Origin of the sequence: Mycobacterium adipatum, from assembly GCF_001644575.1 — a bacterium.
Lineage (GTDB): Bacteria > Actinomycetota > Actinomycetes > Mycobacteriales > Mycobacteriaceae > Mycobacterium > Mycobacterium adipatum.
On record NZ_CP015596.1, the window covers coordinates 3,132,669 to 3,155,909 of the forward strand.

23 protein-coding genes are annotated in these 23,241 nt (G+C 66.8%); 8 read left to right on the forward strand and 15 right to left on the reverse strand.

What is annotated here, in order from left to right:
- Positions 1-24: 24 nt before the first annotated feature.
- Genes A7U43_RS14865 through A7U43_RS14880 form a run of 4 tightly spaced genes read right to left on the reverse strand, consistent with a single transcriptional unit; the run spans position 25 to position 2,256 of the window.
- Positions 25-429, reverse strand: a complete 405-nt coding sequence (locus A7U43_RS14865; RefSeq protein ID WP_067996577.1) for a DUF302 domain-containing protein — start codon at positions 427-429, stop codon at positions 25-27.
- A gap of 13 nt (positions 430-442) precedes the next feature.
- Positions 443-712 carry a metal-sensitive transcriptional regulator gene (locus tag A7U43_RS14870; protein ID WP_067996578.1) on the reverse strand — a complete coding sequence of 90 codons (270 nt, stop codon included), beginning with the start codon at positions 710-712 and terminating at the stop codon, positions 443-445.
- 60 nt (positions 713-772) lie between these two features.
- The gene (locus tag A7U43_RS14875; RefSeq protein ID WP_067996581.1) at positions 773-1,654 is read right to left on the reverse strand and encodes a sulfite exporter TauE/SafE family protein; all 882 of its coding nucleotides are present in this window, start codon (positions 1,652-1,654) and stop codon (positions 773-775) included.
- A 5-nt stretch (positions 1,655-1,659) separates the two neighbouring features.
- On the reverse strand, positions 1,660-2,256 hold the full coding sequence (locus tag A7U43_RS14880; RefSeq protein ID WP_067996585.1) for a rhodanese-like domain-containing protein: 597 nt from the start codon (positions 2,254-2,256) through the stop codon (positions 1,660-1,662).
- A gap of 206 nt (positions 2,257-2,462) precedes the next feature.
- On the opposite strand from A7U43_RS14880, the gene A7U43_RS14885 reads away from it, so the two are divergent.
- The 3 genes from A7U43_RS14885 (at position 2,463) to A7U43_RS30085 (ending at position 6,550) form a co-directional block, all read left to right on the forward strand.
- Positions 2,463-3,842: an MBL fold metallo-hydrolase gene (locus A7U43_RS14885; RefSeq protein ID WP_067996588.1), complete on the forward strand. Its 1,380-nt coding sequence runs from the start codon at positions 2,463-2,465 to the stop codon at positions 3,840-3,842.
- Positions 3,843-3,866: 24 nt separating this feature from the next.
- Positions 3,867-5,063 (forward strand): NAD(P)/FAD-dependent oxidoreductase, encoded by a 1,197-nt coding sequence (locus A7U43_RS14890; protein WP_067996591.1) that lies wholly within the window; start codon positions 3,867-3,869, stop codon positions 5,061-5,063.
- 260 nt (positions 5,064-5,323) lie between these two features.
- Complete coding sequence (locus tag A7U43_RS30085; protein ID WP_197499848.1) at positions 5,324-6,550, forward strand: DUF7159 family protein; 1,227 nt, start codon at positions 5,324-5,326, stop codon at positions 6,548-6,550.
- Between the two features lie 7 nt (positions 6,551-6,557).
- Here the strand turns inward: A7U43_RS30085 and A7U43_RS14900 are convergent, their stop codons facing one another.
- The 5 genes from A7U43_RS14900 to A7U43_RS14920 are packed head-to-tail and all read right to left on the reverse strand — an operon-like array spanning position 6,558 to position 10,677.
- Positions 6,558-7,760 (reverse strand): cytochrome P450, encoded by a 1,203-nt coding sequence (locus A7U43_RS14900; RefSeq protein WP_067996598.1) that lies wholly within the window; start codon positions 7,758-7,760, stop codon positions 6,558-6,560.
- 1 nt (position 7,761) lies between these two features.
- Positions 7,762-8,286, reverse strand: a complete 525-nt coding sequence (locus A7U43_RS14905) for a hypothetical protein (RefSeq protein ID WP_067996601.1) — start codon at positions 8,284-8,286, stop codon at positions 7,762-7,764.
- Positions 8,283-8,885, reverse strand: a complete 603-nt coding sequence (locus tag A7U43_RS14910) for a carboxymuconolactone decarboxylase family protein (protein WP_068002772.1) — start codon at positions 8,883-8,885, stop codon at positions 8,283-8,285. Before A7U43_RS14910 ends, A7U43_RS14905 begins: the two co-directional genes overlap by 4 nt.
- A 14-nt stretch (positions 8,886-8,899) precedes the next feature.
- Positions 8,900-9,322 carry a hypothetical protein gene (locus A7U43_RS14915; RefSeq protein ID WP_067996606.1) on the reverse strand — a complete coding sequence of 141 codons (423 nt, stop codon included), beginning with the start codon at positions 9,320-9,322 and terminating at the stop codon, positions 8,900-8,902.
- Entirely contained in the window at positions 9,322-10,677 is a 1,356-nt protein-coding gene (locus A7U43_RS14920; RefSeq protein ID WP_067996610.1) for an aromatic ring-hydroxylating oxygenase subunit alpha, read from the reverse strand. Before A7U43_RS14920 ends, A7U43_RS14915 begins: the two co-directional genes overlap by 1 nt.
- A 112-nt stretch (positions 10,678-10,789) precedes the next feature.
- Here A7U43_RS14920 and A7U43_RS14925 point away from each other — a divergent pair, with 112 nt between their 5' ends.
- From A7U43_RS14925 to A7U43_RS14935, 3 genes are read left to right on the forward strand one after another with little or no spacing between them, the layout of a single operon-like run.
- Complete coding sequence (locus A7U43_RS14925) at positions 10,790-11,395, forward strand: TetR/AcrR family transcriptional regulator (RefSeq protein WP_067996615.1); 606 nt, start codon at positions 10,790-10,792, stop codon at positions 11,393-11,395.
- A 26-nt stretch (positions 11,396-11,421) separates the two neighbouring features.
- Positions 11,422-12,339, forward strand: a complete 918-nt coding sequence (locus A7U43_RS14930) for an SAM-dependent methyltransferase (RefSeq protein ID WP_067996618.1) — start codon at positions 11,422-11,424, stop codon at positions 12,337-12,339.
- Positions 12,336-12,776: an SRPBCC family protein gene (locus A7U43_RS14935; protein ID WP_067996621.1), complete on the forward strand. Its 441-nt coding sequence runs from the start codon at positions 12,336-12,338 to the stop codon at positions 12,774-12,776. The genes A7U43_RS14930 and A7U43_RS14935 overlap by 4 nt, the downstream gene beginning before the upstream one ends.
- Before the next feature lie 36 nt (positions 12,777-12,812).
- On the opposite strand, the gene A7U43_RS14940 is transcribed toward A7U43_RS14935, so the two are convergent.
- A complete protein-coding gene (locus A7U43_RS14940; RefSeq protein ID WP_067996625.1) occupies positions 12,813-13,478 on the reverse strand; it encodes a TetR/AcrR family transcriptional regulator in 666 nt (221 codons plus the stop codon).
- A 62-nt stretch (positions 13,479-13,540) separates the two neighbouring features.
- Here A7U43_RS14940 and A7U43_RS14945 point away from each other — a divergent pair, with 62 nt between their 5' ends.
- Complete coding sequence (locus A7U43_RS14945) at positions 13,541-14,986, forward strand: carotenoid oxygenase family protein (RefSeq protein WP_067996628.1); 1,446 nt, start codon at positions 13,541-13,543, stop codon at positions 14,984-14,986.
- 12 nt (positions 14,987-14,998) lie between these two features.
- Here A7U43_RS14945 and A7U43_RS14950 read toward each other — a convergent pair whose 3' ends face one another.
- The 5 genes from A7U43_RS14950 to A7U43_RS14970 are packed head-to-tail and all read right to left on the reverse strand — an operon-like array spanning position 14,999 to position 21,241.
- Positions 14,999-16,663 (reverse strand): acyl-CoA synthetase, encoded by a 1,665-nt coding sequence (locus A7U43_RS14950; protein ID WP_067996632.1) that lies wholly within the window; start codon positions 16,661-16,663, stop codon positions 14,999-15,001.
- 52 nt (positions 16,664-16,715) lie between these two features.
- Positions 16,716-17,150 carry a cupin domain-containing protein gene (locus tag A7U43_RS14955; protein WP_067996636.1) on the reverse strand — a complete coding sequence of 145 codons (435 nt, stop codon included), beginning with the start codon at positions 17,148-17,150 and terminating at the stop codon, positions 16,716-16,718.
- A 22-nt stretch (positions 17,151-17,172) separates the two neighbouring features.
- Positions 17,173-18,363 carry an FAD binding domain-containing protein gene (locus A7U43_RS14960; protein WP_067996639.1) on the reverse strand — a complete coding sequence of 397 codons (1,191 nt, stop codon included), beginning with the start codon at positions 18,361-18,363 and terminating at the stop codon, positions 17,173-17,175.
- Positions 18,360-19,721, reverse strand: a complete 1,362-nt coding sequence (locus tag A7U43_RS14965) for an MFS transporter (protein ID WP_067996643.1) — start codon at positions 19,719-19,721, stop codon at positions 18,360-18,362. Before A7U43_RS14965 ends, A7U43_RS14960 begins: the two co-directional genes overlap by 4 nt.
- Positions 19,722-19,753: 32 nt before the next feature.
- The gene (locus A7U43_RS14970; RefSeq protein WP_082902147.1) at positions 19,754-21,241 is read right to left on the reverse strand and encodes an aldehyde dehydrogenase family protein; all 1,488 of its coding nucleotides are present in this window, start codon (positions 21,239-21,241) and stop codon (positions 19,754-19,756) included.
- 167 nt (positions 21,242-21,408) lie between these two features.
- Here A7U43_RS14970 and A7U43_RS14975 point away from each other — a divergent pair, with 167 nt between their 5' ends.
- Entirely contained in the window at positions 21,409-23,205 is a 1,797-nt protein-coding gene (locus tag A7U43_RS14975) for a helix-turn-helix domain-containing protein (protein ID WP_067996647.1), read from the forward strand.
- Positions 23,206-23,241 lie beyond the last annotated feature (36 nt).

Sequence of the window (23,241 nt, forward strand, 5' to 3'; positions counted from 1 at the left end):
TCGTCAACTGGCTGTGCGGCAACGTCATCGGCGTTCATCCGCCAGGGCGTCCAGCGCGGCCTGCAACTTGGCGGCGGCTTCGGCGGCGACCTCGCCAATGCCGGGTCCGTCGGAGAGTTGCACCATCACCTGCGGGTCCATCGCATCGACGATGACCGTGTCGGCATCGGCGCCGGCACGCACGGCGACGTTGCACGGCAGCAGCAGGCCGATTTGGCGGTCGGCGGAAACCGCACGGTGTGCCAGCGGAGGATTGCACGCCCCGAGGATCAGATAGTCCTCGATGTCCTCACCCAGCTTCGCTTTCAGGGTGGTCTTCATGTCGATCTCGGTAAGTACCCCGAAACCTTGATCGGCCAGTGCCTTTCGGGTGCGCTCCACAGCTTCGTCGAACGTGGTGTGCAGCGTTGTCGACAATGCGTAACTCATATCTACCTCCTGATCAAGCGAGCGCCATGAACAACTTCTCCAGTTCGGCTTCGGTCATCGGCTGTTGGCCGTCCTGAGCCTCACCCGTCAGGCATTCCCGCATTCCGGTGGCGACAATCTTGAATCCGGCGCGGTCCAAGGCCCGCGATACGGCCGCCAGTTGCGTCACGACGTCCTTGCAGTCGCGGCCCTGTTCGATCATCGAGATCACTCCGGCGAGTTGTCCCTGCGCCCGACGCAGCCTGTTGAGCACTGCGGCGATAGCGTCTTCGTCACCAACCATGGGTGTTGCTCCTCTCTACGGACAGTACAGCCATGGTACCCGCGGGGGTATTCCTCGCCGTTACGACGCGGCGGCCCGTCGTGAGCTCGAAGCCGCCACGATTCGCCGCAGTGGGCAGAAGTTCTTCCGGGTGCAGGCGTAGGTCATGGCCGCCGCGATGATGGTCAGCGCTGCCGCGGCCAAGCCCACGGCCAGGTGGATTTCCTGGGCCAAAATGACCGAGGACATGGCCAGGACGAACCAGCCGAAGGTTTTGCGGAGGGCGTCGGGGTTGATGATGGCGGTGAGTCGGGCGCCGAGGAGCGCACCCACGACGGCCGCGGCGGTCACCCCCAGTGCCACCGTCCAGTTGATCTGGACGCTGGACAGGTACCCGGCTAAGCCGGCGAACGACTTCATGGCGATCACGACCAGTGAGGTGCCGACGGCGATGGGCATGGGGAGTCCGCCGAGCAGGGCGAGGGCGGGCACGACGAGGAATCCGCCGCCGGCGCCGACGAGGCCGGTGACCAGGCCGACGACCAGGCCTTCGGCGAGGATTTTGGGTACCGGGAGCCGGTGGTCGTTGCTGTCGGTGGCCTCGACGGTTTTGCGGCCGCGCAGCATGGCGATGGCGGTGGCGATCATCATGATGGCGAATCCGATGAGCAGGACCGTGCCGGGGATGAATTGGGCCAGCAGGCCCCCGGCGTAGGCGCCGGCCATGCCGGCGGCGCCGAAGATCAGGCCGGTGCGCCATTGCACGCGGCCGGCGCGGGCGTGGGAGATCGCGCCGATGGCGCTGGTGACGCCGACCACGAGAAGTGAGGTGGCGATGGCCGCCTTGGCGTCCATGCCGGCCACGTAGGCCAGCAGCGGGACGGTGAGGATGGAGCCGCCGCCGCCGAGCAGTCCGAGGGCGATGCCAACGAAGACGGCCAGCCCGATGGTGAGGGCAATCATGGTGCTCAGCTCACTTTCTGGGTGGTGGTGTTGGCGTCGAGGAGTTGGGCGACGACGCTTTGGGCGTCGCAGGTGGTGGTGGGGCGGTTGTAGGGGAGTTTGGCCAGCAGCATGCCCATGGCGCAGGTGTTGGAGACCGCGGCGAAGGTGAGTCCGCCGCCGATGCCGGCGGCCAGCCATTTGAGCTTGGGGGCGGCGATGCTGCCCAGGACGGCGGTGAGCACGAGGGAGCCGGCGACGAGACGGACTTGGCGTTCCAGGTCCCAGCGCTGCGCGCCGCGGTTGACGGCGAAGCCGTTGGTTTCCCAGGCGGTGATGCCGCCGTCGAGGATGTGCACGTTGGTCAGTCCGGCGGTGCGCAGGGTTTCTTCAGCCTGGGCGGCGCGTTGGCCGGAGCGGCAGACCAGGACGACGTCCTGGTCGAGGTGGCCGATGATCTCGTCGCGGTGTTCGCGTAGCAGGTCCAGCGGGACGTTGTAGGCGCCGGCGATGTGGGCGGTCTCGAACTCTCCCGGGGTTCGGACGTCGAGGACCCGCGGCGGGGTCGCCGAACCCAGCAGTTGGTGCAGGTCGTGGGAATCGATGGTGGCCGGGGTGGTCATGGCGGGTCCTTTCGGTGGTGGGCTGGTGGTGACGAAAGGCCCTTGGCCTCGTATACCGCCAGGGGTATGTTTACCCGTGAGTCTAGATATACCCCTGCCGGTATTGTCAAGTGTGGAATGGCATACCCCCCGGGGTAGTTGACATACCCATAGGGGTATCGCCAAGATGGTGGTATCCGCTACCGAATAACGAAGGGGCTGTTGAGATGAAGTTCATCCAGTACTACCTGGATTGCCTGTCGCATGCGTCGTATCTGATCGCTGATGAGTCGACCGGGCGTGCGGTGGTGGTCGATCCGCAGCGTGATGTCGCCGAGTATCTGGCCGATGCCAAGGAGCTCGGGGTGATCATCGAGTTGGTGATCGAGACGCACTTTCACGCCGATTTCCTGTCCGGGCATCTGGAGCTGGCCAAGGCCACCGGCGCGAAGATCGTGTATTCCTCGGTCGCGCAGACCGAGTTCGTGTCGATGGGGGTGGACGACGGGCAGCGCTACTCGCTGGGCGAGGTGATGTTGGAGTTCCGCCACACCCCGGGACACACCCCGGAGTCGTTGTCGGTCGTGGTCTATGAGCATGCCGGCGATGAGGTGCCCTACGGGGTGCTGACCGGGGACGCGTTGTTCATCGGTGATGTGGGCCGCCCGGATCTGCTGGCCTCGATCGGGTTCACCCGCGAGGAGTTGGCCGACAAGCTCTATGACTCGTTGCACACCCAGTTGATGACGCTGCCCGATGCCACCCGGGTCTATCCCGCCCATGGTGCGGGGTCGGCGTGCGGGAAGAACCTGTCCACGGAGTTGTGGTCGACGATGGGGGAGCAGAAGGCCACCAACTATGCGTTGCGGGCCCCGGACAAGGAAACGTTCATGGCGTTGGTCACCGAAGGCCAGCCCCCGGCGCCGAGTTATTTCGTCTACGACGCGATCCTCAACCGCAAGGACCGTGAGTTGTTGGACGAGACGAAGATGCCGACCGCGATGAGCTATGCGCAGGTGCGCGACGCCATGAGCAAGGGCGCGGTGCTCGTCGACGGGCGTGGGCCTGAGGAGTTCGCGTTGGGGCACCTGCGGGGTGCGGTCAATATCGGGTTGGAGGGCCGCTACGCCGAGTTCGCCGGGTCGGTCGTCGCCACCGATGCCGATATCGTGTTGTTCACCGAACCCGGCCAGGAACTCGAAGCCAAGACACGGTTGGCGCGGATCGGGTTCGACCGGGTGATCGGCTATCTGGCGCGGCCGTTCGAGGTGATGTTCGACCACCAAGACCAGGTGCAGGTGGCGTCGCGGTTGACCGCTAAGGCCTTCGATGAGCGGGCCGCCCAGATCGCCGATCTGCAGGTCGTGGATGTGCGCAATCCCGGTGAGGTCGCCGCCGGGATGATCCCCGGCGCGGTCTCCATCCCGGTCGGTCAGCTGCCCGCCCGACTCGCTGAACTGGACCCCGCGCGCCCCACCGTCGTGTACTGCGCCGGCGGCTACCGATCCTCAGTCGCGGCCAGCCTGCTGCGGGCCCACGGCTTCACCGACGTCAGCGACATCCTGGGCGGCTACGGCGCCTGGGACGAAACACACCAAAACGCCTGAGCAGAAAGAAAGAACCGACACACCATGACCACCACCAAGCATCACATCCTGATCATCGGCGGCGGCACCGCCGGCATCTCGGTCGCCGCTCGACTGCTGCGCAAGGGCCACACCGACGTCGCCGTCCTGGAACCCTCCAGCAAGCACTACTACCAGCCGCTGTGGACGCTCGTCGGCGGCGGCCAGGCAAAAGCGTCGACCACCGAACGGTCCGAGGACTCGGTGATGCCCAAGCAGGCGACCTGGATCAAGAACGCGGCCGCCGCCGTCGACCCGGACAACAACACGGTCACCTGTACCGACGGGGCGGTCTACGAGTACGACGTACTCGTCGTGTGCCCCGGTATCCAACTGGACTGGGACCGGACCGAGGGGTTGGCCGACGCGCTCGGCACGAACGGGGTGTCCTCGAACTACCGGTTCGACCTCGCCCCGCGTACCTGGGAGTTCATCCGCAATACGCGTTCGGGCAGTGCGGTGTTCATGATGCCCTCGGGGCCGATCAAATGCGCCGGCGCACCGCAGAAGATCGCCTACCTCGCCGCCGACCATTGGCGCAAGCAAGGGGTGCTCAAGGACATCGATGTGCACCTCGTGGTGCCGACGCCACGGTTGTTCGGGATCCCGGCAATCGCCGACAACCTGGATGCGATCGCGGCCGACTACGGCATCACCGTGCATACCAATGCCGAGGTGACCTCCGTCGACGCGGCCTCCCGCAAGGTCGGAGTCTCCAGCGTGGGCGGCGGGTCCGACATCATGCTGCCTTACGACGTGTTGCACGCCGTGCCACGCCAGTCCGCGCCGGACTGGATCAAGTCCAGCCCGCTGTCCACCGGTGCGGCCGGCGGATACGTCGAGATCGACAAGCACACCATGCAGCATGTGCGCCATCGGAACGTGTTCAGTCTGGGCGATGCCGGGTCCTCACCGAACTCCAAGACCGGTGCCGCGATCCGCAAGCAGGCCCCGGTGGTCGTCGACAACATCGAGGCATATCTCCAGGGCCGGCCACTGAGCGCCCGCTACAACGGGTACGGTTCCTGCCCGATCGTCACCTCATCGCACTCGATGTTGCTCGCGGAGTTCGACTACGACCTGAACCTGACGCCGTCCTTTCCCGTGCTGGACCCGACCAAGCCGCACCGCGGGTACTGGTACCTCAAGAAGTACGGTCTGCCGTTCATGTACTGGAACCTGATGCTGAAGGGATTGGCCTGAAGGAGGGCGGCGACGTGAACGCCGGGTGAATTCACACCGCCATATCGCGCCGCTCGGCCCGGCGCGTCGGGACGTTCGCCGACCCTACGTGACCTGGTAACGCTCGCTGTTTCCCTGCCGATAAGCGAGTACACAACACCAGAAGCTGTCATTTCCGCCGAGATGCCGGGATCGAGCGAGCAAACTAGGCTCGTCGCGACCCGCCGACCAGGTGCGGTCCGACGCGGAGTGCAGTCACGAGACAGGAGTTGGGGCCGAGGGTGAAGACGGTACTTGGACTGTCGGTGACGTCGGCCGGTGTCGGCTGGGTCCTGGTCGACGGCACGGCCGCCGGTGGGCGCCCGGTGGACGACGACGAATTTGTCGTCCGTGACCTCGATGAACTCGTCGCACGTTGTCTCGCGGCCGTCCGCGGTGCCCAGGCCATCGCCGCCAGCAGTGGGCGGCCGATCTCGGCGATCGGCGTCTGCTGGAGCGCGGACGTCGAGGACCAGGTGAGCGTGCTGCTGGCGAACCTGCGCGCCGCCGGCTTCGGCGATGTGCGCTCCGTCCGACAGGTCGTGCCGATGCCCCGCGGTGACAGCGAACATCCGGTGACCGAGCACCCCGAACGGTCCGGCCTGTGTGGGCTGCTGGCGGGCCTGCTCGGCGACCTCGATGGGGGCGACGAGGCCGACCCCGACGACGTCGCCGACCTCGTCCACCATGACGTCATCGCGGGCCCCGAGGCAGGGCAGAAGCCGGCTTACGGGGCGGCGCAGGCCGTGCTGACCAACGCCGCGCCGGCTGAGTCGGTCGGGTCGACTCGTGCGCGCCGCACATTCGCGCTGCCCACGCCGGGGGTCCCGGTGTGGGCGTCGCCCCTCGCCGGTGCGCGGGTGATGACGATGGCTGCCGCCGCCGCGGTGGCCGCGGTGATCGCCCTGGTGGCCGTCGGATCGCAGTTCATCGGTGGGACGGGAGCCGGGCAACCAGGCGAGGCGACCCTGGCCGGCCGGTCCGAGGCTGCCCAGGCTGGCGAGACCACCGCGGTGGTCTCGTCCGCACCGCCGGGCGTGCAACCGCTGGCAGCGAAACCCGAGCCGGCGCCGGTCGTGGAAGAAGAACCCGAGCTGAGCGAACCCCCGGTCCAGCTGGCGTTGCCGCAACCGGAGCCGGTGCAGCAGCCGTCCACCGCAGTCGAGCCTCCGGTCAGTGCCGTTGCGTTGGCGGTCCCGCAGCTGCCCGAGATCGCTCCCGAAGCGCCGGTACTGCCGGTCGCGGATCCGGTTGCCCCCGTCGCGGCGCCTGTGCCCGTCGATCAGGCCGTGCCCGTCGCCCCGGCGGAGGTGCTGCCGCCGGCGCCCCCTGCGCCGCCACCGCCGTTCTGGTTGTTGCCACCGTTCGCGCCCCCTCCACCTCCGCCGCCGGCTCCCGTGCCGGCCGAGCAACTACCGGCTCCCGCTCCCGCTCCCGCGGTCAACCCGGTGTTCGGCGCGCTGCCCTGATCCGGGGTCAGATCCGGGCGGGCATGCTGTCCCAGCCGCGTACCACCGACGACGACGAGAACTCCGCCAGGTCGAGGTCGACCTCCCAGTCGGGAAAACGATTCAGGATCTCGTCCAAGGCAATTCGGCCCTCGATGCGGGCGAGCGCGTTGCCCAGACAGTAGTGGGCCCCCACCCCGAAGCTGAGGTGCTGACGAGGGGGGCGGGTGATGTCGAATTCCTCGGAGTCGGCGCCGAATCGAGACTCGTCGCGGTTCGCGGCGCCGATGAGCAAGATGATCGCACTGCCCTGCGGGACGGTGGCGTCCTGGAATTCGGTATCGCGGGTGACATAACGCGCGGCCTGCAGCGCCGGCGGTTCGTACCGCAGGATCTCCTCGATCGCGCCCGGAACCAGGGATCGGTCGGTGACCAGCTTGCGGCGCTGGTCGGGATGCTCGGACAGCAGCTTGCCCGCCCACCCGATCAGGCGCGTGGTGGTCTCCGATCCGGCGACGGCGACCACGGACATGAACAGCAGCAGTTCCTCGCGGCGCAGCTTGCGGACGGCGCCGGTCTCGTCGGTGAATTCGGCGTTGAGCAACTCGGTGGTCAGATCGTCGGCCGGATGGGCGATCCGCCAGTCGACGAATTCGGCGAAGAACTCCCCGTCGGTGATGGGACCGTCCGGGTTGTCGGTCATCTGGGCGCCGCGCTCGGTGCGCACGTGCTTCTCCCCGTCCGCGAGCACGCGATTCTGGTAATCCTCGGGGATGCCGAACAGCGCGCTCACCACGCGCAGCGGCATCACCGCCCCGAGATCCTTGACGAAGTCCAGCCGGTTCCCGCCGACCAGTGGGTCCAGGCATTGCGTCGTGAACGCGCGGACTTTGGGCTCCAGCGCGTTGATCTTGCGCGGCGTGAACGCGCGGGAGAGCAGATTGCGGTGGATGTCGTGGATCGGCGGGTCTTCGAAGATCAGTGTGCCCGCGGGGATGTCGATACCGGCCTTGATGATCTCCAGCACCGCGCCACGGGCTGAGCTGAACGTGGTGTGGTCCACCAGCGCTCGGTTGACGTCCTCGAACCGGCTGACGGCATAGAAGTCGTGCGCTTCGTTGTAGTAGAGCGGCGCTTCATGGCGCAGACGTTTGAACGTCGGATACGGGTTCGCGTTGAGGTCCGCATCCCATGGGTCGTAATACACCTTCTCGGTGGCGTTGGTGGTCATCCTAGAAGCTCAATCCGTTCTTCTCGAAATGCGCTGCCAGCGCCTGCATGTAGGAATCCCCGTGAAACGGACCGCGCGCCCCGATCGCGGCCTCCAGGAACGGCCCGTATTCCTCGTCGTTGACGTAGGTGGACCAGTGGGTGATCTGAGCGTCCTCGTTGGTGTCGACGAAACTGATGGAGTAGAAGCCCATCACCTCGCCGTTGTGGATGTTGGTGCCCTGCCAGCGGTAGCGCATCACGAATCCGTTCTCGGCGGGCCAGACGCGAAAGTCAACCGGCTTCCAGTCCGGGAAGGTGATGCCGTACGCCTTGGCTTCGACGGTTGCCGCGGTATACCAATGGGTGGCAACGTCTTTGAGGACCAACTCCTGATCGGCGACGAAGTAGGGGGAGGTGTAGACCGCATCCTCGGTGAACTCCCATTCGTCATAACTCTCGCCCGCGGCGACCTTCTGCAACACGTACTTGTCGCGGTAGCTCTCGGCCATCCGGCGATGCTTGGCGATGCGGTCTTCCAGGTTCACTGCCCATGCTCCTCTGTCGTAATCGAGTCCGGCGGCAGCGCTGCGCTGCCCGGCTTTGCTTGTAACCCCCAGGTGCCGAAGGCCATCGCGGTCAGGGTGTAGGTACCGACGAGGAAGATGACCTCCATCGCGGCGTGTTCGCCGAGCGTCTCGACCAGGCGCTGCCACGTCGGCCACTGCGCCTTACCGTCGGCGATGATCTCGTCGATGGCATCGAGCACCAGCCGGTCGTGGCCGTCGAACCCGTTGTTGCCCTCGATCAGCGCGGTCACGTCGTCGTCAGTGATGCCGACCGCGGCACCCAGCCTGACGTGCTGGCCCCACTCGAAGGCCGACCGGTGCACCAGCGCGACCCGCAGGATGATCAGTTCGCGCAGCCGGCCCGGTAGTTCTCCGCGTTGCAGCAGGAAACCGTTGAACTGTAGGAACAATCGGGCCATGCCGGGATGGCGGGCCAGCATCCCGATGATGTCGAAATTCAGCGGGTCATAAGGCTCGCCGGACCCGGCCCGGGGCACCTTGTCGGCAGGCAGACCGAGCAGCGCGCCGAACGCCGCGTACTCGGGGTCGCCCCATTGGTCGGCGGCCAGCGGCGTCATGCGCGGTGTGTCGGTCACGAAGGCAATGCCATCTGCAGGTACAGGTCGAGGCGCCGGATCCGGCCGTCCCCGCTGAACGCATACACCGACAGCGAATTGACGACGCTGCGGAAATCGCCGACCACGCTGCGCTCTTCGAGTTCCAGGAACACCAGATCACCGTGCTCGGTGATGCGCTTGAACGTGCACTCCCATTCGGATGTGGTCGCCCATCCGGTGAGGAAGGCGACATAACCTGCCCAGTCCATCTCCTCCTTGAACGCGCCGACCCGAAGGAAGTTCTCGGTGTCGACGAGGTCGGCCAGCGGTGCCCAGTCGTCTTCGGTGAACCCCGGCGCCTTGGCGTCGGTGACGAGACGTCCGGTCGTGGCGGCGTATTCGAGGACGGTACGGCTACGGCCCGTGTGCCGGGTGAGCAGCTCGGCGAGTTCGGGCATCAGAGCGCGCCCAGGTAGCGGTCGATCACTGAGTGGTAGTGCGCGATGACCACTTCCTCGTTGACCAGCGCCATATGGTCGAGGCGGGCATTGCGCAGGCCGGTCTGCTGGCGCGGCATCTGTTCGTAATCCTGTTGCAGCGCTTCGAAATACTTGAAGCTGCCCGGTTCCTGGACGTCGATGAGGTCCGCCGCGAACGCGCCACGGTGTTCCTCGGGCAACCACATGAAACTGGTGATGTGCCAGATGCAGCGGTTGGGGTCACCGTCGGGATGCGGTGTGGACATGATGACGGTTGCCTCACCGGCCCGGATGGTCATGAAGAAGTTGGGGAACAGAACCCAGCCGTGATTGTCGCTCATCTGCGCATCGGTGAGACCGTCCACATCGAGACCGTCGCGGGAGAGCGTGTCGCGGGTGGCCTGTTGTAGCAGGGTGCGTCCGGTGACACCCTCGGGGAACTGCAGGGTGCCGTCCGCGCCCCGGTGTTCGTCCACCAACTCGGTGAACCGGGGGAGCACCCGCACCACCCCGGGGAAGGTCTCGGGTAGCTCCATGATGCCTTCGACCTGCTTCTCCGGTCCCATCCCCTCGACGTGGGCGACCTCGAACGGGGCCACGGCGATGCTGTGCCTGTCCAAGAACCGGTACTTCACCTTGCTGGGGTCGATGACCAGCACCCGCAACAGTTGCGGATGGATACCGGAGACGTGATAACCCTCTTCGAAGGCGTCCATCACCACCTTCCAGTTGCAATCCAGTGCCTCCCGGACATTGAGCACCGTCGTCATCTGGTCGAGGTGATACGGCTCCAGGATCCGGATGACGTCCTCGCCCAGGAAATCGCGCAGCGGTGCGGCGTCCGGATCGGGATTGAGGAAGACGAAGCCGGCGAAGGTGTCCACCGGGACCTCGAGCAAACCGTAGTCGTCCTTGTCGATCTCGGGTTTGGAGCAGCCGCGCAGCTTTCCCTGCTGGTCGTAGGACCACAGATGGTATTGGCAGACGATGCGTTGTTTGGCGTGGCCATGTCCGCTGAAGAGCGGGTTCCCGCGATGTCGGCACGCGTTGACGAAACCCCTTATGACACCGTCATTTCCGCGCATCATGACGAAGGACTGGTCGAAGATCCGGTATTCCTTGAAATCGCCGGTCTTCTCCAGTTCGTCGACGCGACCGACGATCTGCCAGACGCGCATCCAGATGGCTGCACGTTCGCGGCTCACGAAATCCGGTGATGTGTAGCGATCGGTGGGAATCTGCATCCGGAACAGTGCGCTCGCGTCGTCGGGGCTGAGGCCATCGGAGTCGACCCATTCTCCTGGCCGGGCGGTTTGTGAGGAATCGATGGACATCGGTGTTCCCTTCTCGGGTGAGCGTCAGGCTGTGACGGCAGTCACGATGATACATAGATGATTTTCAGATACAAGAGTGTATCTAGCGCTGAAGTTTGCGAGAATGCCTGGTATGACCGAGCGCTGGACCAGGGAACGGCGCATGGAGCAGACCCGCACGGTGTTGCTCGATGCGGCCGAGACGATCTTCGCCAGCCGGGGGTATGCCGGTTCGCTGGAAGACATCGCCGACGCGGCCGGGTACACCCGGGGTGCGATCTATGCGCAATTCGGCGGGAAGGATGCGCTGTTCCTCGCGGTGATCGAACGGCATCGTCAGCGCTTCCTGGACGGTTTCGCCGATGTCATGGCGTCTTTTGACCGCTTCGCCGACGTCGATGTCGAGGGGTTCGCCGAGCGGTGGCGGCTGTTGAGTGGAGCCGATGCGCAGCGGGCGGCAGCGCTGAACTACGAGTTCACGCTGTTCTTGCTGCGCAACCCCGACGCCCGTGACCGGGTGGCCGCACAGCGCCGGGAAACGGTGCGGTCATTGGCCGAGTACATTGCCAAAGGTATTGCACGGCTTGGTGGTTCGCTGAAGATCCCGGCCGAGTCGCTGGCCCGGGTGCTGCTGGCCACCAACGACGGCGTCACGCTGGCCAGCCACCTCGACGGCGAGGACCTCTACCGCACCTTCCTGCAGCTGGTGCTCTCCAGTGTCGGCCCACCCGAGGACTGACGCGACGAAGCGTAGACTATCTAACTATGGGACGGACCGAGAATGACACCTGGGATCTTGCCTCGAGTGTGGGCGTGACGGCCACGGTGGTGGCCATGCAGCGGGCCATCGCCACCCGATCCGGCATTGCGGGGGTCAAAGATCCCTACGCCGAGCCGCTGGTGTCGGCGGTGGGCGTGCCCACCTACATCCGGCATGCCCGCGGCGCATACGGTGACGAGACACCCGTGGACGCGGTGCGCATGGCCGATGGCATCGCCGCCCGCACCCGCTGGTTCGACGAATTCGTCACCGACGCACTGGCGGCCGGTATCCGGCAGTTCGTCATCCTCGCCTCCGGCCTGGACTCTCGCGCCTACCGGTTGCCGTGGCCCGCCGATGCGACCGTCTACGAACTGGATCGGGCGGAGGTGATCACGTTCAAGACGCGCACGCTCGCCGATCTGGGTGCGGTGCCGGGTGCCGAGCACCGCCCGATCGCCGTGGACCTGCGTGACGACTGGCCCGCCGCACTGCGCGGCGCCGGCCACGAGGCCGGCCGACCGACGGCCTGGCTGGCTGAAGGCCTGCTGATCTATCTTCCGCCCGCGGCCCAGGATCGCCTGCTGGACAACATCACCGAGTGCAGCGCCGCGGGGAGCCGTATCGCCACCGAGAACACTCCGACGGTCAGCGTCGAGGACCTGCGGGAGATGAGCGAACGGATGCGCGCCACGCAACGGGAGTGGCGGGCCAAGGGGATGGACCTCGGTGCCGAGGTGGACGTGGCCGAACTGTTCTACGCCGGCGACCGGACCGAGGCGGCCACCTATCTGGCCGGGATCGGCTGGACGACGACGCCGCGCACCGGCTCGGAGTTGTTCGCCGATTATGGGCTGGCGCCATCGGCGGAGGGCCTTTCGTCGTTCGGCGACGTCGTCTATGTCAGCGCCACCCTCGGGTGATCGCACAGCGCACGGTCAGCGAGGTCATTGCGGCCGGGCCGGACGTCGTCCGCGATTTCTATGCCGACCTGGACAACCTCCGCACGCTGCATCCGCTGATCGTCGCGGTGCAGCGTACCGCGCGCACCGTCGGCCCCGATGGCCATGTCCTGACCTACCGGGTACGGGATCGGATAGTGTTGGGCCGCATCATACTTCCGGTCACCTACCGCGCGACGCTGCACGTGCCGGCCGAGGGTGACGTCTGGACCGAGGCCAGGCAGTTCCCGAAGGTGCGGTTGCGGGGCCGGGTGTCGTTCGACGAGGTCGACGGCGGCACCCGGCTCACCGAGCGGTTGAGCATCACCGCGCCGTGGCCGCTGGCCGGGTTCACGGCCCGCCAGGCGGTCGCCGCGCACGCCACGATGCTGGCCGGGATCCGAGCGCATTTCGCGTAGTCGGCGCCGTGCCGCCGACGCGGGCGGTCGAACGTGTCAGCCGGTGCGGCCGAGCATCTCGCCCGCCGCGGTGAGCGAGCGCAGCGTGTGGGTCCGCGTGTCGCCCATTCCGACGATGCAGTCGACCGTCAACGGGGCAAGGACATGTGTGAGGCCGTGGCCCTCGTGGCCGAAGAAGCCGGCCAGCTCGAGCATCACGGCTCCGTGTACGAGGCTCCAGAGCCTGCTGGCGACGCTCAGTTCGTCGTCGTCGCGGATGCGGCCCGACGCGATCATCCGGCGAACGGCATGCCGCAGGGCTGCAAAGGAATCGGCCCATTCTGCACGGTCGGTGGCGCTCCCGGTGCTGGTGACGTCGGTGCGCTGGCCGATCACCGACGCCGGGGATGTGGTGCCGAAGATCAGCTGATAGCGCTGAGGGTCCGCGAGCGCGAACGCTCGATAGGCCGCGCCCATGACGAAGAAGTCGCAGACCGGATCGTCGGTCTGGCCGGTGTCGGTCAGGGCCCGGGTGAACCGCGCGAACGCCTCGTTGGCGAGGGCGTCGATCACTCCGGTCATGCCCCCGAAGTGGGTGTAGACGGCCATCGTCGAGGTGCCGACCTCCGCGGCGAGGCTGCGCACGCTCAGTGCCTGCAGCCCGTCGCGCTCGAGGACGCGCATTCCTCCCTCGATCAATCGTTCCCTGATGTCACTCACCATTGCGATGGTGCCATAACGCTGTTATACAAGAGGCATCGATAACGCTGTTATGGAGGTTCGTCATGACAAACCGCTATCTGGAGGGGCCGTTCGCGCCGATCGATGAGGAGGTCACGCTGACCGACCTCGAGGTGTCCGGTTCGATCCCGGACTACCTGGATGGCCGTTACCTGCGCAACGGCCCGAACCCGATCGGTGAGATCGATCCCGAGCTGTACCACTGGTTCCTCGGCGACGGCATGGTGCACGGCCTGCGCATCCGCGACGGCAAGGCCGAGTGGTACCGCAACCGGTGGGTGCGCAGCCCGCAGGTGACCCGCGTCCTGGGTGAGCAGCGGCGAACCGGGCATACCGGGATCTCGGCGCTCGGCGCCAACACCAACGTGATCGGACATGCCGGCAAGACGGTCGCACTGGTCGAGGGCGGCGTGGCCAATTACGAACTGACCGACGAACTCGACACGGTCGGACCCTGCGACTTCGACGGCACGATCACCGGTGGTTACACCGCACACCCGAAGCGCGATCCGGCAACCGGGGAACTGCATGCAGTGTCCTACAACATGTTCCGTGGTAACACCGTGCAGTATTCGGTGATCGGCGTCGACGGCCGGGCATCGCGCACCGTCGACATCGAGGTCACGGGCAGCCCGATGATGCACGACTTCTCGCTGACGCAGCGGCACGTCGTCTTCTACGACCTACCGGTCACCTTCGACAATCGCCAGGCCGCAGAGATGACGGTGCCCCGCGGACTTCGGCTGCCGGCGCGGCTGGTGTTGTCCGCGTTGATCGGTCGCGTCCGCATCCCCGACCCGATCAGCGCGCGGATCCCGTCCGGGATGAGCGCCGACCGGCGATTCCCCTACTCGTGGAACCCGCGTTATCCCGCCAGGGTGGGGGTGATGCCGCGCGAGGGCGGCAGCGCCGACGTGCGCTGGTTCGACGTGGAACCCTGCTACGTCTTTCACCCGATGAACGCCTACGACGACGGCGACACGGTCGTCCTCGACGTGATCCGCCATCCGAAGATGTTCGACACCGATCACCTCGGCCCCAACGAGGGTCCACCGACGCTCGATCGCTGGACGATCGACCTCGCAGACGGCAAGGTGCGGGAGTCGCGGATCGACGATCGTGGCCAGGAGTTCCCGCGCGTCGACGAACGGTTGGTGGGCAGGCGGCACCGTTACGGCTACGCGCCCGCGGTCGGCGAGGGTGCGGGCGGGACCGGCACGCTGCTCAAACACGATCTCGTCGGCGGGAACAGTCAGGCACGGTCCTTCGGCGTGGACAAGTCGCTGGGCGAGTTCGTCTTTCACCCATCGGCGCCGGACGCCGACGAGGACGACGGGGTGCTGATGGGCTACGTCTACGACAGGCCGACCGACCGCAGTGAGCTGGCGATCGTGGATGCCCGCACGCTGGAGTCGGTGGCCGCGGTCAAGCTGCCGCACCGGGTACCCGCCGGCTTCCACGGCAATTGGGTACCCGCGGCACAGGCCTGATCCGGCGGAGGATCAGCTCGAGGTCACGCCCTCACCGCAGGCGACCGCCTTGGCCCACCGATAGTCGGCCTTGCCGGCCGGTGAGCGCACGATCTTGGGCTGGCGGATGAAGGCCTTGGGGATCTTGTAGCGCGCCACGGATCGCCCGCAGACCGCGGCCAGGTCCTCGTCATCGGCGCTGGCGCCCTCGGCCAACTGGACCACGGCCACCACCTCCGAACCCCACCGTTCCGACGGCCTGCCCACCACCACGACGTCGTAGACCGCCGGGTGCGCGGCGATGGCGCGCTCCACCTCTTCGACGAAGATCTTCTCGCCGCCGGAATTGATGGTGACCGAATCACGGCCCAGCAGTTCAATCCTGCCGTCCCGCAGGACGTTTGCCCGGTCGCCGGGCACCGACCAGCGCACCCCGTCGATGGTGGGGAAGGTGCGGGCGGTCTTATCCGGATCGCCAAGATAGCCCAGCGGGATCAGATCACGGCGGGCCAGCCAGCCACCGCCCTCGCCGGGGGAGAGCACCCGGCTGAAATCCTCGGCGACCACCGCGGTGTCGGACTGGGCGTCGAAGACGGCGGCGGTGGTCTCGCCGCCGGCGGTGGAGAAGGTGCTCAACTGTGCACCGGATTCCGAGGCGCCGACGGCGTCGAGCAGCATCACGTGCGGCAGAGCGTTCAGGATGCGCTCACGTACCGTCGGCGACAGCGCCGCGCCGCCGTTGGTGATGGTGAGCAACCCGGACAGGTCGTAGTCACCCTTCTCGATCTCTTCGACCAGCGGCCGGGCCACCGCGTCGCCGACGACCGGAATCGTCAGTACTCGTTCGCGTTCGGCCAGTCGCAAGACGTCACCCGCGCGCAACTTTTCGACATCATCGGGGATGACCAACCGGCCGCCCATGGTGATCGCGTTGTACGCGGCCCACTGGGCGGCGCCGTGCATGAACGGCGGGATCATCAGCATCGACATGGCGCCGGCTCCGGCGCGTGCCTTGTCTGCGAGTTCCTCGTACGAGGTGTGTGGCTGGTCGCTGCCGAACGGACGCCCACCCATGGAGGACAGGAAGATGTCATGCTGGCGCCACAGCACACCCTTGGGCATCCCGGTGGTGCCGCCGGTGTAGAGGATGTAGAGGTCGTCCCCGGATACCTCGGGAAGTCCGCCGGCGGGGGCCGGGGTATCCAGGGACGCCTCGTAGTCCACCGCGCCGGGTAGGAGCGCGTTGCCGGACTCGTCGGAAACCTGGATCAGCACCTGCAGGTGCGGTACGCGGTCACGGATCGCGGCGACACGCGGGGCGAACTCGGCGTTGTAGACGAGGGCGCGGGCCTTCGAGTCGGTGAGCAGATAGACGAGTTCTTCCTCGATATAGCGGTAGCTGACGTTGAACGGCGCGACCCGGGCGCGGTAGGCGCCGATCATCGTCTCCAGGTACTCGTTGCCATTGCGCAGGTAGATGCCCAGATGGTCCTGGCCGGACTGGTGACCACCGAGGGCGTCACGTTCGGTGTGGCAGCCGAGCCCGGCCTCGGCCAGGAAGTGGGCGAACCCGTCCACCCGGGCATCGAACTGCGCGTAGCTGAACCGGCGATCCCGCCAGACCAGAAAGGTCTGATCACCGATGGCCTCGGCCACCGTGCCGAATACCGACGATAGGTTGAAGGTCACGCCGCTCATGACATCAGACCATACATTGATCCGTTGTGCGTATGGTCAAGATCGGTCGGGGTCAGCCCAACGGTAGCGGAGGGTTCGCGCTGTCGAGGTGTTCCACGGTGGTGAAGACCAGTTCGGCGTCGCCGATGTTCTCGATATCGTGCAGCAGGAACTCACCGGGGCCGAAGTGGAAATGCCGGGTCTCGCCGGCGCTGTAGGACACCTCGCGCACGGTGCCGTCATGGGTGTGCTGGCGGCTGCGGCCGGCGGTGACGGCGGTCCAGAAGTAGTCGAGCACATGGCGATGCGCGTGCCAGCGTTCCCCGGGGGCCAGTCGGATCTCCCAGACCCGGACCCGGTCGCCTTCGCTGAGCAGACGCGACCCGACCTCGCCGTCGTGGGCGTGCTCGGTGAACTCGGTCTTCAACCACTCGGGCCAGTTGTCGAAATCGGTGGCGACGAGATCGCCGGCGAGGGGAAGATCCTTCAGAAAGCTGTTGTCGGTCATGAGATTGCCTTTCGTCGTGATGTCAGAGTCCGGGGCCGTACAGGCCGAAGCGCAGATCGGGATCGGCGGGGTCCCAGGTGTTGGTGAACTGGGAGCGTTCCCCCATGTCGACGACCCGGCGCAGCAGCGAATCACTGAGCTGCAGTTGCGCCGGTTCCCACTTGGCCAGTGCCGAGGGGATGTCGCCGGTGGTTTCGGCCAGCGCGGTGGCCAGTGTCCAGGCGTCGGCCGCTGCCTTCGCGGTCCCGGCCGCGGCGTGCGGCCGGGACGCACACGCGGCATCGCCGATGAGCGCGACCCGGCCCAGTGCCATCCGGGTCGAACGGACATCCGAGAGCACCTGCAGGTACGGCGTTTCGGTGTTCACGACCACCTCGGCGACCGCGGGAGCGAACAGTTCGGCAGCGGCGCTGCGCATCTCGTCGACATAGCGGTCCTGCACCTGACCGGGGTGGATCGACACCGAGCCGGAGAAGCCGCGCTTGTCGATGAGCATCTCGGTGAGCTCCGGGCCGTCCGGCACATTGCGATACCACACGTAATTGATCAGGCGGTGAGCTTCGTCGAGCCCCTCTTCGCCGGGGATCGGATACATGGTGATATGAGAATTGGGCACCAGATCGTAGGTGATCGCGTCATGCAGGACATCGCGGGTGGCGGGGGTCAACGCGGACTGCGCGACGGTGCCGCGCCAGCCGATGTACCCGGAGTAGCTGAGTTTGGCGTCGGGGTCGAAACGTTGCCGTGCAGCCGAGGTGATGCCGTCGGCGAACACCACCAAATCCGCCGATGCGGATCGGCCGCTGACGAACCGTACCGTCGCGAGGTCATCGTCCTGGCTGAACCCACAAGCGTATTCGCCGTAGTGGTAGTGCTCCGTGCCGAAGTCGGCAAGCAGCGCGCGATAGAACGTGCCCCACGAGGTGTAGGTCCAGCGGGCAGCCTCCCGATGCACGACGGTGCCGTCGCGGTCGAGGTATTGCACGTGCGAGGTCGCAGTGTGCAGGTCGGCCAGATCCCGGCTGCTGCGTTCGGCGAACCAGCGCACGGTGTCGGGCTGTAGCACGATACCGCCGCCCCGGCCGTCCAGCGGTGTCGCGGTGCGTTCGTAGACGTCGACGGCGAAGCCGAGATCACGCAGCAGCAGCGCGGCGGTCAGCCCGCCGATCGATCCGCCGACGACGATCGCCGACGCATGGGGGTATTCGCTCATGACAGGCTCTTTCCGCTGGAGGGTGCGAGGACGTGCGTGGGATCGGTGGGCAGCGGCTCGCCGCGGGTCTCGGCGGCGAACACCAGCCCCGCCACCGCGATCAGCCCGAGCGAGGACACCGCAGCCGTTGCCACACCGAGGTTTCCGCCGAACCACGAGGAGGCGATGACGCCGGCGCTGAGCGGACCCAACGCGGTCACATACCGGCCGACGCTGTTACAGACCGCCAGCGCGGTGGCGCGCACGCTCGGCGGGAACACCTCCGGTCCGTAGATGAAGGTGCCGGACAAGGCGCCGAACAGCCCGAACCCCAGCAGCGGCATGACGAACAGAAACTCGGTGTAGCTCCGCTCGAAGGGGAAGGTCCAGGCGATCGAGGCCGCCGACACGGCGAAGCTCAGCAGGAACGTCGTGCGTCGGCCCATCGCGTCGGCGATGAAACCCCATGAGGCGTATCCGATGATGCCGCCGGCGTTGAAGAGCATGGCGGTGATGGCTACCCGATGGTCGATCACCGCCTGAGGCGCACCCTCGATGGCGCTGATCTGGCGGATGATCTGCGGATACCAGGTCGACACACTCCAGAAGGCCAGCAGCGCACCCGATGCCAGCGCGGTGCAGACCAGCATGGGGCGGCGCAGCGGCGGGGACAGCAGCCTGCGCAGCACGAACTGCTCGCGGGTGCCGGCGGCCTTGCGCTGCTTGCGGGCATGCATGTGGGCATTGATCTCGGGCGGTTCGGGCACATAGCGCCGGATGAACCACACCAGCAGCGCCGGCAGGCCAGCCAGCAGCATCATGAAACGCCAACCATGATCTCCGAGAAGGGCATACACCGCCGCGGCGGCGAAGAAGCCCGCGGCGTAACCGGCCATCATCACCCCGCCGGCCCGGGCTCGGTAGCGGTTACGCCAGGTCTCGGCGATCAGCGCCGCGCCCACCGGTGCTTCCACGCCCGAACCGACACCGGCGATGAAACGCAGGATGCCCAGCTGCCACCAGGTGTCGGCAAAGGCGGCAAGCGCGCTGAACACCGCGTAGGTGAGGATGCCCACCGAGAGCACCCGGGTCCTGCCGAAGTAATCGGCGAGCATGCCGAACAGGATGCCGCCGGTGGCCCAACCGATGAGGAACAGCGCCACGGTGAGACCCCCGTAGAGTCCGATGGCCGAGGCGGAGACCGCGACCCCGCTGTTGGGTAGCAGTTCGGTCATCGTGGGACCGAGCACGAGGACGTAGAGGCTGCCGGCGAAGCCGTCCAGGCCCCAGCCCAGTGTCGTTCCCGCCAGTACCAGCCACTGCACGCGGGTGATCTCGTGTCGCCAGCCGGCTCTGGCTGGGTACGTTTTTTCGGACATCACAAGCCTTTCGGGGGAAGTCGGTGGCGGGATCAGTTCAGGCGACGCTGACCGAAGTTCCCGTACCAGTCGACGGGTTCGCTCGCGGTGCGCACCACGACGGTCTTGATCCAGGAGAAGTCGTCGAAGGACTCGGTGCCGGCGTCCTTGCCGGACCCGGATTCCTTGACCCCGCCCCAGGGCAGTGACGGCTCGAGGCGGTGATGATCGTTGACCCACACCATTCCGGCGGTGATCCGTGCGGCGACCCGATGCGCACGGGCGACATCGCGCGTCCACACCCCGGCGCCGAGCCCGAACGCATTGTCATTGGCCATCGCAACGGCCTCGTGTTCGGTGTCGAACGGGATCACCACGGCCACCGGCCCGAAGATCTCGTCACGGGCCACCGTCATCGCCATGGTGGCGTCCGCGAGGACGGTGGGCGACAGGAAGAAGCCGTCGTGCAAACCGTCCGGCAGTTCGGGGATGTCGCCGCCGGCGGCCAGGCGGGCACCCTCGTCGACCCCGGTCTGGATCAACCGCCGCACCTTGTCGCGCTGGCGGGCACTGATCAGCGGGCCCATCTGGGTCTGCGGGCTGCCCGGGTCGCCGACCGTGATGCGCTGCGCGCGCTGCACGAGAGCGTCGACGAACGCGTCATAGATGCTGCGGTGTACCAGAAACCGCGAACCGGCGACACAGGACTGGCCAGCCGCGACGAACGCCGCGAACGCGGCGCCCTCGGCGGCGTCGACGGGGTCGATATCGCCGAACACGATCACCGGGGTCTTGCCGCCCAGTTCGGCGGTGACCCGTGCGAACCGCGCGGCGGTCGCCACCGCCGCCGAACGGCCGGCTTCGGTGCCGCCGGTCAGCGTGATCTTGGCGACGTCGGGATGCTCGGTCAGCCGGATGCCGGCTTCACGGCCACCGGTGACGATGTTGACCACACCGGCCGGTACCCCGGCCCCGGCCAGGATCTCGGCGAGGGCGAGGGTGGTCAGCGGGGTGAGCTCGGATGGTTTGACCACCACCGTGTTGCCGTTGGCCAGTGCCGCCGACAGACTGCGCGCGAGGATGAGCAGCGGGTGATTGAACGGGGTGATGATCCCGCACACCCCCAGTGGCACGCGCTGCTGGTAGGTCAGGTACGGGCCATCCCCGGGGAGTACCGAATGACGCTGGGCGGCAAGAAGACCGGCGTTGTACCGAAACCATTCGGGCACCCGGGACAGCTGCGCGCGGGTTTCGGTGATCGGGCGCCCGTTGTTCTGTGCCTCCAGTGTGTAGAGACGTTCGGACTGGTCTTCGATCGCGTCGGCGATCCGCAGCAGCAGCCGCGCGCGATCGCTGCGCACCATGTCCGCCCACGGGCCGGTCTCGAATGCCGATTTCGCTGCGGCGACCGCGGCATCGACGTCCTCGGCACCCATCTCGGCGACGGTGGTGAGTACCGCTGCGGTGGCGGGATTGACGATCTCACGGACCTCGGTGGGTGCGGCGGCGGTGCCGGCGGTGGCGGTGTCGGTACTGGTCATGGTCGAATCCTTCGGGTCGGAAAGCGAGCCCGCCGCGGTGCGGTGTGAATCAGCACCGCGGCGTCGAATCGAGTGTCGCCAGTCACAGGTGCCGCCGGCAATGTCCGTAGGACCATAAGAAGTTCATTCGTATGTGTTCTCGAACATGGAAGTGGCATGCTGTGCAGATGGGTGCAACGACCGTCCACGGCAGGCCCAGTGCCGAGCTCTCCACCTGGCTGGGAGCGATGCGGGAACTCAGTGCGGCGGCGGCATCGGCTGCCGACCTCGGCCAGCTCCTCGGTCAGGTGGCGGCGACGGCACGGGCGCTGCTGGGTTTCGACTTCTGCGGGGTGCTCGTACCCGACGCCGATCGGGCCCGCCTGGTGGTGGCCGGATGGAGCGGACTGTCAGACGAATACGTGCAGCGGGTCAACGGTGACCGTCCGATCACCCTGGACAGCGGGGCGCCGTCCAGTCGGGCGTTTCACTCCGCCCAGCCGGTGGCCATCCGCGATATCGCCGCCGAAGCCGGTTTCTCACCGTGGGGCGGCGCCGCCCAGGAGCAGGGTTACCGGGCGATCATCAGTGTGCCGCTGATCGCCGCAGGCCGGACGCTGGGCACGCTGAACGGTTACTACAAGCCGGCGCACACCTTCACCCCGTTCGAGATCGAGCGGTTGATGCTGCTCGCCAATCATGCGGCCATCGCCTTGACCTCGGCCGACCGGCTCGACCAGCTCCGCCAGCTCAACGCCGAGCTACGCGAGCAGCGTGATGCGTTGGCCCGCTCCGAGGAGATACACAACAGCCTGCTGGCCGTCACCCTGCGTTCCGGTGGGTTCGCCGGTGTTGCGGTGGCGCTGTCGGATCTGATCGAGCGGCCGGTCCTGATCGAGGATCCGTTACACGAGGTGCTGGCCACCGCCGGCGACCGGGCACGGTTACCCGATGCCGCGCTGCGGGCCGCCGACGGTGTCTCAAGCACGCACAGCTCGCGGCCCGTGCGTGTCGCGGGCGACGAGCGGGACTTCTATGTGTCCTCACCGGAGCTCGATGGCGAGTTGGTGGCCCGGATCTGGTTTCCGGCAGGCGAATCGGGCCCGGACCCGATGATGGTACGGGCGGTGGAGCACGCATCGATGGTCGTCTCGCTCGAGGTGCTGCGGGCCCGCACCGCCGCCGAAGTCGAGCAGCGTCTGCGCGGCGAGCTGCTCTCGGAGGTGCTCGGTGCCGCCGCCGAACTCGATGATGCGGTGCTGCGCCGGGCACAACTGCTGGGTCACGACCTCACTGCGCCACATGATGTGATCGTCGCGCGGATCAACCGGCTGCCGGCTCAATCCGAAACCCTGTTGCGTCAGCGTGCGTTCACAGTGGTCACCGGGCTGGCCGCGGGTCACCGGCCACGCCCACTGGTGGCGACCATGCGTGACGACATCGTCGTCCTCTGGCCGCGTGACGAGGCCATCGGTACGCCGGCTGTCGGCGCCTCGGACCACGCGGCGACTATCCACCACTCGATCGTCGGGGTCGCCGAGGGCGTGCAGGCCACCGTGTCCGCGGCGACCGCGGGTGGTCGCGGCTACCGTGAGACGTATCGAACGGTGAAGGGCGCGTTGGCGATCGCCATCGCCGGGCAGAAACTGAACACCGTGGTGCAACTGGAGGATCTCGGCGTCGCCGGCCTGCTGCTCCAGCTCGACGATCCGGCGTTGCTGGGTACCTTCGCCGGCCGCACACTGGGCCCGCTGCAGGACTACGACCGCACGCACGGCACACGGCTCGTCCATACGATCCGGACATACCTGGGCTGCAATCAGGACCGCAAGCGGGCGGCTGCTGCGCTGCACATTCATCCCAATACGCTCACCCAGCGGCTGCAACGTGTCGAAACACTATGCAAGACATCGCTGTCGGATCCATCGACGATCCTGCAGCTGGCCACCGCACTGATTGTGGACGATGTTGCCGCCCAAAGCTGATCGCACGGTACCGGGCAGCCGGTAGCACGGGAGTAA